Source organism: Parapedobacter sp. 2B3 (genome assembly GCF_041925275.1).
Taxonomy (GTDB): domain Bacteria; phylum Bacteroidota; class Bacteroidia; order Sphingobacteriales; family Sphingobacteriaceae; genus Parapedobacter; species Parapedobacter pyrenivorans_A.
This window is the reverse complement of the sequence record NZ_JBHEUZ010000006.1, coordinates 1-14,611: the sequence shown is the minus strand read 5'-3', so window position 1 is coordinate 14,611 and position 14,611 is coordinate 1. Positions and strand designations below refer to the sequence as shown.

Genomic DNA, 14,611 nt, shown 5'->3' with positions numbered 1-14,611 from the left:
AATAATAGCGGATTAAAATGGGATTATTAGACGAAAGTTAGCTTTTTATCCAACCATCCCATTACAAATTATAGTGGTATGTTGTCATGAAATGACATTATTTTATCATGCTGCTTAGCAGGCCGCGTAAAACTACAAAGGAATTTTATATTTTAAGTATTTGCAAATGAGTTTTTTAGTTCAGTGAAAGCATCGAGAGCTTAAATTTACTAATTGTTTTCTTGACGTTTATTTAAAAAAGTTCGACTTTAGCAGGGCACAATATGCCCTGCGAAGGCCGCGTGCCCAATTATAGATGAAACTACCATCGGATATGCTTCGTTTACCGTTTATCATCACCTTATTTTTTCACCTCAGTGTTTTAGCTGCCACCGATTCCGATTACGCCGTTACAAGTCCTGACGGCCGTTTGGTGATTACTATCCGGTATGGCAATGCCGGCCAATTGTATTATTCTGTCGCCTGGGAGGGGAAGACTGTATTGGAAGATGGTCGGCTTGGGGTCATTGGAAGGGGCATCCCGGTTCAGGACCAAGTTCGCATCGTAGCAGCATCCGGCATCCAACGGGTAACGGACGTGTATGAGATAAAAACCGCGAAACGCCGGTTGAACACCTATCGGGCGAATAGGCGCGTATGGCACGTTCAGGATGGAAATGGGAGGCGATACGATCTGATTTTTCAGGTATCGGATGATGGCGTGGCCTTCCGCTATTATTTTCCCGATCCGGGCCCCAAAGGGATGGTCATCGACGAGGAACTTACGTCATTCCGGTTTCCGGCTGGTGCCAAAGCTTGGTTACAGCCCATGGCGGTAGCCAAATCGGGATGGGAGCAAACCAACCCCTCTTACGAGGAACATTATCGGCAAGGGATACCGGTGGGTACGCCCGAGCCGACAGGCACGGGGTGGATTTACCCGGCGCTATTCCAAGTGGATAGTACGTGGCTGCTGCTAACGGAGGCCGACTTGGATGGCCGATATTGTGCAACGCGGCTGCGGCCCGAATCCCCCGGGGGGGAATATCGGATTGGCTTTCCCGACACACGGGAGGTGATGCCAGGCGGCGGACTACTTCCGGAATCGAGCGAGCCGTTCCACTCCCCTTGGCGCGTTATCACCGTGGGGTCGTTGGCTACCATCGCCCAATCTAATTTGGGGCTCGATGTGGCCACGGAAGCGATAGCCATCGCAGGCGATGTGGTCAAACCGGGTAAATCGTCATGGAGCTGGATCAACTCGAAAGATGACCACATTACTTACGACGAACAGCGCAGATACATCGACTTCGCTGCCGATATGGATTGGCAGTATTGCTTAATCGATGTCAATTGGGACCGCAAGATCGGTTATGGGAAAATCAAGGAACTGGCCGAGTATGCCGCTACCAAGGGAGTTGGATTGCTGTTGTGGTACAACTCGGCGGGCGACTGGAATACCGTCAAATACACCCCGAAAAATCGACTGCTCACACGCGAAGCCAGATGCGAAGAATTTGCCCGCATCAAGGCTATGGGTATCAAAGGCGTTAAAATCGACTTTTTCGGGGGCGATGGGCGATCCGTCATCCAATATTACATCGACATTCTTGACGACGCGGCGGCGCACGGCCTGCTCGTCAATTTCCACGGCGCCACCTTGCCCCGTGGTTGGTCGCGCACCTATCCACATCTGATGACGGTAGAGGCGGTCCGTGGTTTCGAGATGGTTACCTTCGGACAGGATGACGCGGATCGGCAAGCCACCCATGCGACCATCCTGCCGTTTACACGGAATGCCTTTGATCCGATGGACTATACCCCCATGAATCTATCTGAAGTACGCACGCAGGTGGAGCGCCGCACCACGGCCGCCTTTGAGTTGGCAACGAGTGTATTGTTTCTATCCGGTATCCAGCACTATGCCGAATCGCCTGAAGGCATCGCCCAAGTACCCGAATACGTGAGGGCATTTTTACGTGAGTTGCCCGATTCATGGGATGATGTGCGATTCATAGACGGCTTTCCGGGCCGGTATGTGGCTATTGCCAGGAAATCGGGTAGCCGATGGTACATTGCAGGCATCAACGGCGAAACCCATGCAAAAAGGATCAGGGTAGATTTAGCTGCGTTTGAAGGTGTAAGGCAGGCCGTGGTGATAACGGATGGGTATGAGCCTGGTACATTTAAGCGCGAATCGGTGCCGCTTGGGGAACAGCTGATCGATGTGAAACCCAACGGAGGTTTCACCATCGTTTTGGAGTAGTACGTCCATGTACATTCCTTTGGGCTGCTTTGTAACAATTGGATAGATAAATAATCCATTTATTATCAGTGAATTGGAGCCAATACAATCGATTTTTTTAAACTGTTTATTTGACATTTCGAAACTTTTCGGTTATTATTGTATTAGGTTACAGACCACAAATTATACAGCTACTAGAACAAACTTCAAGGGTAATCAAAGGTTGATTTATAAGTAATTAGACTACGGCGTGACAATAACGGCAAATTATGGAGTTGTCGTACGCTGGGTAATTATTAATAGTTAAACGTTGGATACCATCGTTAAGTGTGAACTTAACATTACATCTACGTGTTTACTGGCTTAACTAGTTCATCATTTAAAACCAAATTATATGAATTTTAAACAAGCTATCAAAGCAGTGATCAGTGGGATGGTAGTCTGCGGGGTCGGCATGGACTTGCCGGCGAAGGGGCATCCTATCTTACCGGTGGTGGCGGGTGTGGAAAGTCCACACCGGGCATCACAACAGCAATTGACCGTACGTGGTGTAGTCACATCATCATTGGACGGTTCCCCGCTTCTCGGTGTGAGTGTCGCCGTTAAAGGGACCAGTCGGGGCGTGGGTACCAACGAAGAGGGTCAATTCGTACTGGAAGATGTTCCGGGCGATGCCGTATTGGTGTTTACCATGGTTGGCCACTCAACGATGGAGGTGCCGTTAAACAACAGAAGTACGGTGGACGTGGTGATGGAAGCGACCATGTCTGATTTGGATGAAGTAGTGGTGGTTGGATATGGTGTGCAGAAGAAGGTTACGAAGACCGGTTCGGTATCGCAGGTAAAAGGAGAGGACCTGAAACAAGCGCCTGTTGTAAACGTGGAAAACACGCTTGTCGGCCGTATTCCTGGCGTGATGGCGTTAAATCAGGGCGGAGAGCCCGGTTACGACGGTTCCCGCATCCTTATCAGAGGTCGTAATACGCTGAACGCGAACAATGCAGGTCCGTTAATTGTTATTGACGGCATCCCGGACCGAGGTGGGATGGGGCGTTTGGACGCCAACGATATTGAGAGTGTTTCGGTATTGAAAGATGCTTCTGCGGCGATCTACGGCTCTCGATCGGCAAACGGTGTTATCCTCATTACGACCAAACGTGGTGTCACTGGCGAACCCCGTATCAGTTATAACTATAATCAGGGATTCGTAACGCCGACAAAACTTCCCGAAATGGCGGACGCAGCACTATACTCGCAATTGCAGAATGAAATCCTGGAGTACGGAGGGGATCCCATAAGGTGGTCCGAAGAAGATATCCAGAAATTCCGCGATGGGAGTGATCCGTGGCGGTATCCCAATTCGGACTGGATCGAGGAGTTGATCAGCCCTTCTGCTTTGCAAAACAAGCATTCACTCTCAATCCGGGGCGGCACGGAGAAAGTTAAGTACTATGCGTCGCTCGGGTCGTTGTTTCAGGATGGTATCTATCGCAACAGCGCCACGAAGTATAAGCAACAGAATGCGCGGATAAACCTGGATACCAAAATCGGTGAGCACTTAGACGTTCGCATGGATATGGCGGGGCGGCTGGAAGGCCGGAATTTTCCGCCGCGTTCGGCGGGATCTATTTTCCGGGCTGCCATGCGCGGGCGACCCAATGAGGCGGCGCGGTGGCCTAACGGATTGCCGGGGCCTGATATCGAGTATGGTGATAACCCTGTGGTAACGAGTACCAACGAAATCGGCTATGACAGACATGACCGATGGGTTTTAAATGGTACGTTGGGAGCTACGTTTCGGGTGCCGGGTGTAGAAGGGTTGTCATTTGACGGGAACTTCGGCATTGATAAGATGCTTAATTTCCAAAAGCGTTGGATTAAGCCATGGACCCTGTATACACTGGATGGTTTCGACGCCGACGGTGAACCGATTCTGAGCGGTGCGCAACGTGGTGTGGCACAACCCGAGCTTTATGAGAGTTTTTATCAAGATCAAACAATCACCATCAACGCAAGTGCCCGTTACGAACGTTCCTTTGGCAACCATAACATTAACCTATTGGCAGCAATCGAACAGATCGAAGGGCTTGGTGATAACTTCAATGGCCAGCGGAAATACTTCATGTCGTCGGCTATCGACCAAATGTTTGCCGGCGGCGAACTTGAGCGGAGCATCACCGGTTCGGGGTACGAGAATGCACGTCGCAATTATTTCGGCCGTGTATCTTACAACTTCAGTGAAAAATACCTGTTGGATTTCAACTGGCGCGTCGATGGCTCACAGCGGTTTCCGAAGGACCATCGGTTTGGCTTCTTCCCCGGCGTGGGGGCCGGCTGGGTTATTTCAGGCGAGGATTTCTGGAAAAACAACGTGCCCTTGGTTAACCATTTCAAACTCCGGGGGTCCTATGGGCAGTTGGGTAGTGATTTGATTCCAGACTTCCAGTACTTGAGCACATTCGGGTTTACAACAGGTATCATCGTAGGCGACGCGCTGTCGCGTGGCATCAATCAGACACGCACGCCCAACCCAAATATCCGGTGGGAGTTGTCTGAGAATTATAACGTAGGCGTAGAGTTGGAGCTCGATAATGGGAAGTGGGCGTTGGAAGCCGATTGGTTCATGAATAACCGATCCAACATCCTTACCCAACGGTCCGCGTCGCTGCCATTGTATGTCGGTTTCGGACTGCCCGATGAGAATATCGGTACGTCGACCAACCGTGGGGTGGAAGGTGTGGTTTCTTTCCGCAATGTTTTCGGCGATGATTTCTACCTTGACCTCTCGGCCAACGCCATGTATGCGCGCAACAAGCTCACTTTCTGGGACGAGACGCCTGGTGCACCGGAATACCAACGTTCTACAGGCAAGACCTTCGGGGCACCGCTATATTACGAGGCTATCGGCATTTTTAGTGATGACGCCCACGTGGAATCATACCCGCACATTTCGGGAGCCAGGGCCGGCGATGTTATTTTCCGAGATGTAAATGACGACGGGGTCATCGACGACCTCGATCGCATCCGGTATGACTATACGGAATTTCCGCGTTGGACATATGGATTCACACTACAGGCCGAGTACAAGGATTTCGACTTGACGATGTTGTGGCAAGGTGCTGCAGGTGCACGCCAATATGTTCGAACTGAATCGGGATTGATCGGTAACTTCCCGTTGGCTTTTGTAGAGGACCGTTGGACGCCAGATAATACCGACGCCACATGGCCGCGTACCTATGACCGTGAGCGTGAATACTGGGCAAACCGCGCCAATACCTTTTGGTGGTGGAAGACCGATTACCTGCGTTTGAAGACAATTGAGGTGGGGTATACCTTACCGCAGACACTCACTAAGAAGGCAGCGGTGAGTTCGCTACGTTTATTCGCAAGTGGACAGAACCTACTCACCTTTTCGAAAGTCGACTTCTTTGATCCCGAGATACCGGGTGGCTCTGCCCAATACTATCCGCAAACGAAGGTGTACAATGTTGGTCTAAGTATGAATTTTTAATCGGGAAAAGATGAAAAAAATTAGAAATATCGTGTCGGCATTGATCAGCGTATCCTTGTTGACCACGTTAAACAGTTGTAATAAGGAGTTTTTGGAGCGGCGACCGTTGACAGAAATCAGTGAGCTTGATGTGTGGACCGACCCGTCGCTGGCTAGGGCGTTTGTATCGCGGATGTATGAGGAAATGGATCATGGTTTTGCCGAGGTAATGATTTCGTCGCTTACTGACGAATCACGCTTCATTCATGATTACAGTTCGTCGCGTGTTGTTCAAGGAAATATTGGACCAGACGAGCACGGCCGGGCATGGCAATTTGCTGATTGGGGTAAATTCTTCCGGGTAATCCGGAACGCCAATATGTTCTTCGAAAACGTAGAAACCGTTCCATTTTCAAACGACACTGAGCGCGACCAATTGACGGGAGAAGTATATTTCCAACGGGCATACAACTATTTCTGCCTGTTGCGGATGTATGGTGGAGTACCCATCATCACGCAGACATTCGGCCTCAACGATGAAGAAGCGGTACAAAGTGTAACGCGTGCTAGTTATGAGGAGACGGTTAATTTTATTGTCGAAGATATCGACAAGGCGATCGCGTTGTTGAATGAAGAGACGGATAGGGGAATAGTCAATAAGCCGGCTGCTCATGCGCTCAAGTCGCGGGTGTTGCTCTATGCCGCCAGTGATTTGTATAACAAACCGGGCAACAACAACTCACTGGTAGGTTATACCGGTGGAGACCGCCAATCACGGTGGACGGCAGCAAAGAACGCAGCTTGGGAGATTATCAAGACCGGTCGCTATAGCCTGTATCAGCCGGGTGATAGCGCCGCAGAAAACTATGCCAATGTGTTCCTCGACAATGGCAACGACGAGGCAATCTTCAGCAAGTTATTTGATCGCGAGTTACTGGGTACTTCCCATGATCTCTATAACGGACCGAACGGTTACAACAACTGGGGTGGTAATGTGCCTCTGCAAAATATGGTCGATGCTTATCAGATGAGCGATGGCAGTCCGTTCAGTTGGAGCAACCCCGTACATAAAGCGGCCCCCTATGAAAACAGGGACCCCAGGTTTTATGCGACGATACTGTACAATGGCGCTCCCTGGAAAAAACGTGGCGACAATGGGATTGGCCTCGATCCAATAGGGGTTATACAAACCGCCCAGTATGAGTATTGGAATGGTAGTAGTGTGCAGACACGGTGGGGGCTTGATACGCGCAGTGGCCCAATCGAGAACTGGAATGGAACCTACAGTGGGTATTATCTGCGAAAGTTCATGGATATTACGCTCAATGCCCAGTTTTTCCGTGGCAACCAGGATTTTATTTTCTTCCGGTATGCTGAGATTTTATTGAATTATGCCGAGGCGTGTATTGAGCTGGGACAGGATGGTGAAGCAAAAACGTACCTTAAAATGGTGCGTGAGCGCGCCGGTATGCCTGGAGCGGATGTAGATAACGCAAGTGGTGATGCACTTCGCAATCTTTGCCGGTATGAGCGGCGCGTGGAACTAGCTTACGAAGGCCACCGTTTTTTCGATGCACGTAGATGGATGACCGCTGAGGTAGATTTCAACGTTGCTGCCCGTGGTATTGAGATTTACGGTAAATTGCAGCCAGATCGGCAAACACTCGTTTACGAATATACACCCGCGGCGATTCAGGACAGGGCGTTTCCTGAGAAGATGTATTTCATGCCCATACCTATCAATGAAATACGCATAAATGGGAAATTAGACCAAAACCCACATTATGTTCAAACCGACTGATAGTTGTATGCATTAACATCCTATTTTAGCGCCACGCTTTTCAAAGCGTGGCGCTTTTTATGTGGCTGTGGCCCAATCAGCCTTGTTGCAGGTCGCGATTTCATCCCTTATCACTGCAACCAATCCAATATTTTATTATCTTGGTCAACTAATTCGCTCCATTATAACACTATTGATATGAATACAACTAGAAGAAAATTCCTCGGCACAATGACAACGTTGGCAGCAACAGCCGGGGTGGCTTCGGCTTGGCCTCGCGCATTCTCCGTCGGCGGCACGTTCCAAGGCACCACCCGGGTGGGCCTCATCGGTGCCAACGGGATGGGATGGGCTAATCTCAACTCCATGCTGAAAGTGCCGGGAGTGCAATGTACGGCACTTTGCGACGTGGATGCCCATGTGCTGAATAAGCGCGCCGACGAACTGAAAACGCGGGGCATCGAACCCAAATTATATGGTAAACACGAGGAACTGCTTGCCGATCCGAATGTTGACGCGGTGATTATCGGCACTCCCGACCATTGGCACTGCCTGCAATTGGTGGATGCCTGCAAAGCAGGGAAAGATGTATATGTGGAAAAACCACTTGGCAATTCCATTGCAGAGTGCAATGCGATGGTGGCAGCAGCCGCCAAATACGGGCGAGCTGTACAGGTAGGGCAATGGCAGCGAAGCCAGCAACATTTCCGGGATGCCATCGAGTTTGTGCACTCGGGCAAATTGGGGAAAATCCGCTTGGTGAAGGCTTGGGCCTACCAAGGGTGGATGAAGAGTATTCCCGTGAAACCCGATGGGCCGGCACCGGAGGGCGTGGATTATATGCGTTGGTTGGGTCCGGCCAAGCAGCGCCCATTCAATCCGAACCGCTTCCACTTTGAGTTCCGGTGGTTTTGGGACTATGCCGGCGGATTGATGACCGATTGGGGAGTGCATATGCTCGACTTTGCGCTGATTGGCATGAAAGCAACCACACCGAAATCCATCATGGCTACCGGTGGCAAATTCGCCTACCCGGATGATGCCGCTGAGACCCCCGATACGCTCACCACAGCCTATGAGTTTGATGACTTCACCGTGCAGTGGGAGCATGCTAACGGAATCGATGGAGGGCCTTATGGGCGTAACCACGGCGTGGCGTTTATTGGCAATTTCGGCACCTTGGTGCTCGACCGTGGCGGTTGGGAGGTCATTCCCGAAGGGGACCGCATGGAGGCTGTTCCGCTGCAGAAAAGTCAGGACAACGGGCTGGATAAGCATACCACCAATTTCATAGACGTGGTGCGCTCCCGGAAGCTGGAAGACCTCCACGCACCGATTACCGCCGGTGCGCATATCGCTATCTTCTCGCAGATGGGCAATATCGCCTACCGTACGGGCGAGAAAATCTACTGGGATGCCCCAAAGGGGCGCTTCTCCAGTGAGGCAGCGAACAAATTGCTGGCGGCGGAATACCATAATGGGTATCGTATCCCTGCCACCGGGTAGCCGCGTTGATAGCATGAAGGAGATGGTCAGGAAATTCATGGCTGTAGGATTATGTATATCGGTGGCCTGCGCGGTACTCGCGCAGCCAATCGATAGCGTGTATGCATTTTCTTATTTTAAGGGTAATGGTGAAGATGGACTGCATCTCGCCTACAGCCAAGATGGGTTCAGTTGGCATTCGTTGAATGATGATGGGTCTTTTCTGCAGCCTGAACTCAGCGCCGATAAACTGATGCGGGACCCTTGCATCATCCGTGGTGGCGATGGCCGTTTCCACATGGTGTGGACAGTGAGTTGGACCGATCAGGGTATAGGCTATGCATCGTCAGGCGACCTTATCCACTGGTCCGACCAGCAGTATCTCCCCGTGATGGCCCATGAACCCGGCGCGCGCAACTGCTGGGCACCGGAAGTTACCTTCGATGCAGCGCGTGGGGTGTACCTCATCTATTGGGCTACCACCATCGAGGGCTTGTTTCCCGAAACACAGGTGGAAGCTGATAACGGATACAACCACCGTATGTATTGCGTTACGACGGAGGACTTCAAGACGTTTAGCGATACGCGCCTGTTGTACGAACCGGGGTTCAATGTGATCGATGCCACCGTTGTGCGCGATGGTAAGCGCTGGGTGATGTTTCTGAAAGACGAAACCCGTGAACCCGCCCAAAAAAACCTCAAGGTAGCTTACGCAGATAAACTGGAAGGGCCCTATAGCCCGGCTGGCAAACCCATCACAGGCAATTATTGGGCCGAGGGGCCTACGGTAACCCGTATTCATGGAGAGTGGGTGGTTTATTTCGATAAGTACACGGAGCATCAATACGGTGCCGTGGCTTCAAAAGACCTGATCAATTGGCACGAGGTTTCGGATAAGCTGACCATGCCCGAAGGAATCCGGCACGGTACGGTTTTCAAGATCAGCAAGGAAGAATTGAAAAAGCTAACGTCACATTGACTCCACTTCCTTCGCACTTTCTTCTACTTTCTTAGCCAATTCAGCTTTGTAAGCCAATAGGTTTTGTGCGAGTTGCTCGTCGGACACCGCTAGAATCTGGGCAGCGAGGATACCTGCATTTTTGGCAGCATTAAGCGCTACAGTGGCTACAGGTATGCCATTGGGCATTTGTAGGATGGAAAGGATGGAATCCCAGCCGTCGATGGAGTTGGAAGATTTTACGGGTACACCGATAACCGGCAAGTGGGTGATGGATGCAACCATACCGGGGAGGTGGGCTGCACCGCCGGCACCCGCAATGATGACCTTCAGCCCGCGGGACGCCGCGCTTTTCGCATAGTCATACATGCGGTCGGGGGTGCGGTGTGCCGACACAATGGATACTTCCACGCGGGCTCCGAGTAGTTTCAATATATCTACAGCATCCTGCATAACCGGCAGGTCCGATTTGCTACCCATGATGATGCCTACTTCTGGTATTGTTGTTTTTGTTGCCATTCGTTATCCGTTGTTTGCTTTTTCCGATTAACCATTAACCATTAACAATTGTCACGTCACCACCTTCAATGTCTGTTGCACTTCCCTGGCAATGGCGATGGCCTGCTCGCGGTCTTCGTTGATGATACACACGTGGCCCATTTTACGGAAAGGCTTGGTGAATTTCTTCCCATAGAGGTGTAAATATACGCCTTCCATCGCTAAAATATCCGCAATCCCTTCGTATCGAGCCAGCCCTTCATGGCCGGCCTCGCCCAACAGGTTCACCATCACGGCGTTGGTCCTTGTGCCGGTATTGCCGGGGGCGAGGTTAAAGATAGCCCGGAGGTGCTGTGCAAACTGGGAGGTGAAGTTTCCTTCGATACTTTGGTGTCCACTATTGTGCGGCCGTGGTGCCAGCTCGTTGACCAGCAGTTGCCCGTCTCGGGTGAGGAATAATTCTACGGCGAGCAGGCCCACAATCTGTAAATCCTCGGCAATCTTCTTAGCCAAGAGCTCTGCTCGCTGCAGGATCTCGAAAGGTAGGGTAGAGGGGGATATCAGGAACTCCACGAGGTTGGCTTCGGGATTGAACTCCATTTCCACGCATGGGAAAACGGCGACATCACCATCATCATTGCGCGAAACAATAATTGCCAGTTCCTTTTCAAAGTCGATCCACTGTTCGATCAGGCTCGGTGCTTCGAAGGCCGTTTTCATGTCGGACTCGTTGACAATTTTCTTCACCCCACGCCCATCGTAACCATCCTTGCGGAGCTTTTGGATGTAAGGCAAGGGTATGTAGGTGTTCGCGAGGTTTTCCTTAGACGAAATCAGCTGGAAAGGCGCCGTGGGGATGTCGTTTTGCTTAAAGAACTGTTTTTGCAGTCCTTTATCCTGTATGAGGCGGATTACGCGCGATTGCGGATACACCACTACGCCTTCTTCTTCCAGTTTTTCGAGCGCATCCACATTTACCTTTTCGATTTCGATGGTCACCATGTCGAGCCCTTTTCCGAATGCATAAACGGTATCGAAATCATCGAGCGCACCGTGCACGAATTGGTTGCTTAGGTTACGGCAGGGCGCATTCTTGTCCGGGTCGAGTACGTGTACATTCACATTGAAATTGATGGCCTCCTGGATCAGCATGCGGCCTAATTGCCCGCCACCGAGGATTCCCAATTTCAGTTCGCCGTAAAAGTCTTTTGCCATGATGAAGATTGAAATATATAAAGGTTATGCATGTGTTGATTGCAGTTTGTCGGCTACGATGTGTTCCGTTTCTATTTTTTTCTGTAGTTCGAGAAAAGCGCCGATGAGCGCTTCGGGCCGAGGCGGGCATCCCTGCACATAAATATCTACGGGAATGATGCGATCCACACCTTTGACTACGTGGTAGCCGTGCTGCCAGTAGGGGCCGCCGCAGTTGGAGCACGAGCCCATGGAGATGACGTATTTTGGGTCTGGCATCTGCTCGTAGAGCCGACGGATGCGGTCCGCCATCTTGAAGGTTACGGTGCCTGCGATGATCATCACGTCCGATTGCCGTGGCGAAGGGCGCGGGAACACGCCGAACCGGTCCAGGTCATAGGTGGAAGCCATGGCACCCATCATTTCGATGGCACAGCAAGCGATACCGAAGCTCATGGGCCACATGGACGATAGCCGGGCCCAATTGAGGAGGTCATCTAGTTTGGCGATGACGACGCCGTTGCTTTCCAGTTGTTTATCGATGCTCATGATGGTGTCGTTCCGGGTTTTCTGAATGCGGGCTTGAAAGCCGGTTTTTTTGGCTCGCCGCCTGCAGTTGTCGTTTTTGCAGTTGCCGGGACTACATTGTCTGGGTTGAATTTCCGCACCCGGTATTGACTACTGTTTAGTCTGTCGTATGCCGATGCGGGTATATTCACCGCTACGTGCGGCGTAACCGGCTTGGGTTTTATCCATTCCAGATCACCTTTTTTCCATACATATACCAAACCAATGATTAATATCCCAACAAACACAGCCATTTCCAGCAGGGCAAACCAGCCCCACCGCGTGTCGGCAGCAATCAATTCGGCCTGGCCGAAGACGGTTGCCCACGGGAAGATAAAAAGCAGTTCGACATCAAACAGCAGGAACACCAATGCGATGACATAAAAGCGCGGGTTGAACTGTATCCAAGCATTACCCACAGCCTCTTCACCACATTCGTAGGTGCTCAGCTTTTCGACGGTTGGTTTCTTGGGCGATAGGATTTTGCCCAGCAGTAAGGTGAATAATACCAATAAGATACCCGCTACTCCAATGAGGAGTATTTTGCCGAATTCGGTTAACTGCGCGGGGTCATCCATGATTCAAAGGTAGTGATTTTTTATTATCTCCCCATCGGCATTTTCGGTGCGCCCCGCATCATGCGGGCCATGGCAGCAGGATTGGACATCTGTTTCATCACCTTGCGCATGTCGCCGAATTGCTTCATCAGCTTGTTCACTTCCACCAGCTCTGTGCCCGATCCTTTCGCGATACGCGCCCGGCGTTTTTGGTCGATCACATCCGGGTTTTCCCGCTCATAGGGTGTCATGGAGTTGATGATGGCTTCGATGGGTTTGAACGCGTCGTCGTCGATTTCCACATCCTTCATGGCCTTACCTACACCGGGTATCATCCCCATGAGGTCCTTCATGTTGCCCATCTTTTTGATCTGCTGGATCTGGCTTTTGAAATCGTTGAAATCGAACTTGTTCTTGCGTATCTTGCGTTGCAGCTCGGCGGCTTCTTTCTCGTCGAACTGCTGCTGTGCACGTTCCACCAGCGATACCACGTCGCCCATGCCGAGTATACGCGAAGCCATCCGGTCGGGGTGGAACACGTCGAGTGCTTCCATCTTCTCGCCCGTACCGATGAACTTGATGGGTTTGTTGACCACCGATTTGATCGACAGGGCGGCACCGCCACGGGTATCGCCATCCAGTTTGGTGAGCACGGCTCCCGTGAAGTCGAGCCTGTCGTTGAATGCTTTGGCCGTATTCACGGCATCCTGGCCGGTCATGGCATCCACTACAAAAAGGATTTCATGCGGCTGTGTTGCGTCCTTTACCGCCGATATCTCGTTCATCAGCGCTTCATCGATAGCCAGTCGGCCCGCGGTATCCACGATGACCACGTTGTAGCCCTTCTGCTTGGCTTCGGCCACGCCCGCTTGAGCAATGCCGATGGGGTCGTTGGATTCCCTATCGGTATAAACGGGTACATCCACTTGCTGGCTGAGCACTTCGAGTTGGTCGATGGCCGCCGGACGGTACACGTCGCCCGCCACCAACAGTGGTTTTTTGCCTTTGGTTTCTTTGAGGTATTTAGCCAGTTTGCCCGAGAAGGTGGTTTTACCGGCACCGTTTAGACCTGCAATGAGGATGACCGTAGGGTTGTTACTGATGTCCAGTTCGGTGGTGGAACCGCCCATCAGCTCGGTCAGCTCATCGTTCATGATTTTGGTGAGCAACTGCCCTGGGGAAATGCTGGTGAGCACATTCTGGCCCAATGCCTTCTGCTTCACCTCGTCGGTAAACGCCTTGGCGGTTTTATAGTTCACGTCGGCATCGAGCAATGCCTTGCGGATTTCCTTCATGGTCTCCGCAACGTTGATCTCGGTAATATTTCCCTGGCCTTTTAATACCTTAAAGGCCCTATCTAACTTATCCTGTAGGTTCTGAAACATGTCAGTAATAAAATAAAATTGAACGAGGTGCAAATGTACGAAATCTGATGCTAATAAACAGCCGAGCGATAATTGGCAGCGATTCCGAAATTAGGTTTCGGTTGAGTTGGTGGATTATTGATGCGGGATTAGGGCAAAGTTTACCCTTGCTCGTTGGGTTATGCAGGTCTGGTCTACTTGTGGATATTTGTTTCTTCTTACCTCCTTTGCTGTTTGTCTATCGGTTTGTCCTGAATGTCCGGGAGCAGGATTCCTCCATCTATACCGCTAATACCTGAGTTGTCTGGAGTCCCTTCGCCACTTACCTAGCATAGTCATTTATACCTAGTTCTTTCGCTGCTAATGCAGCTGTCCCTTTTGCATACGACAGTTCTACTGCCATGATTTTAAATTCTGAATTACTAGTGATGCGTTAAGTTTTTAAAATTTGTTGTAATACATTGTATATAAATATATTATAATCGTTCTTTGAT

Annotated in this window: 10 protein-coding genes; 5 read left to right on the top strand and 5 right to left on the bottom strand. The window is 50.9% G+C overall.

The genetic code is table 11. The features are described from left to right. Positions 1-295: 295 nt before the first annotated feature. The 5 genes from ACEVG1_RS08490 (at position 296) to ACEVG1_RS08470 (ending at position 9,958) form a co-directional block, all read left to right on the top strand. Positions 296-2,245, top strand: a complete 1,950-nt coding sequence (locus ACEVG1_RS08490) for a glycoside hydrolase family 97 catalytic domain-containing protein (RefSeq protein WP_374743217.1) — start codon at positions 296-298, stop codon at positions 2,243-2,245. 373 nt (positions 2,246-2,618) lie between these two features. After that, entirely contained in the window at positions 2,619-5,735 is a 3,117-nt protein-coding gene (locus ACEVG1_RS08485) for a SusC/RagA family TonB-linked outer membrane protein (RefSeq protein WP_374743216.1), read from the top strand. Between the two features lie 10 nt (positions 5,736-5,745). After that, entirely contained in the window at positions 5,746-7,515 is a 1,770-nt protein-coding gene (locus ACEVG1_RS08480) for a RagB/SusD family nutrient uptake outer membrane protein (protein ID WP_374743215.1), read from the top strand. Positions 7,516-7,692: 177 nt separating this feature from the next. Continuing rightward, the gene (locus ACEVG1_RS08475; protein WP_374743214.1) at positions 7,693-9,000 is read left to right on the top strand and encodes a Gfo/Idh/MocA family protein; all 1,308 of its coding nucleotides are present in this window, start codon (positions 7,693-7,695) and stop codon (positions 8,998-9,000) included. After that, on the top strand, positions 8,972-9,958 hold the full coding sequence (locus ACEVG1_RS08470; RefSeq protein WP_374743213.1) for a glycoside hydrolase family 43 protein: 987 nt from the start codon (positions 8,972-8,974) through the stop codon (positions 9,956-9,958). Before ACEVG1_RS08475 ends, ACEVG1_RS08470 begins: the two co-directional genes overlap by 29 nt. Here ACEVG1_RS08470 and purE read toward each other — a convergent pair. The 5 genes from purE to ffh are packed head-to-tail and all read right to left on the bottom strand — an operon-like array spanning position 9,950 to position 14,138. Further along, positions 9,950-10,456, bottom strand: coding sequence for a 5-(carboxyamino)imidazole ribonucleotide mutase (gene purE / locus ACEVG1_RS08465; protein ID WP_374743212.1), 507 nt, complete (start codon positions 10,454-10,456; stop codon positions 9,950-9,952). The two genes, ACEVG1_RS08470 and purE, sit on opposite strands and share 9 nt — an antisense overlap. Positions 10,457-10,507: 51 nt before the next feature. Then, positions 10,508-11,650, bottom strand: a complete 1,143-nt coding sequence (locus tag ACEVG1_RS08460; protein ID WP_374743211.1) for a 5-(carboxyamino)imidazole ribonucleotide synthase — start codon at positions 11,648-11,650, stop codon at positions 10,508-10,510. A gap of 24 nt (positions 11,651-11,674) precedes the next feature. Continuing rightward, entirely contained in the window at positions 11,675-12,178 is a 504-nt protein-coding gene (locus tag ACEVG1_RS08455; RefSeq protein WP_374743209.1) for an NADH-quinone oxidoreductase subunit B, read from the bottom strand. After that, positions 12,175-12,774 carry an NADH-quinone oxidoreductase subunit A gene (locus tag ACEVG1_RS08450; RefSeq protein WP_374743208.1) on the bottom strand — a complete coding sequence of 200 codons (600 nt, stop codon included), beginning with the start codon at positions 12,772-12,774 and terminating at the stop codon, positions 12,175-12,177. The genes ACEVG1_RS08455 and ACEVG1_RS08450 overlap by 4 nt, the downstream gene beginning before the upstream one ends. A gap of 23 nt (positions 12,775-12,797) precedes the next feature. Beyond that, positions 12,798-14,138: a signal recognition particle protein gene (ffh, locus tag ACEVG1_RS08445; protein ID WP_374743207.1), complete on the bottom strand. Its 1,341-nt coding sequence runs from the start codon at positions 14,136-14,138 to the stop codon at positions 12,798-12,800. Positions 14,139-14,611 lie beyond the last annotated feature (473 nt).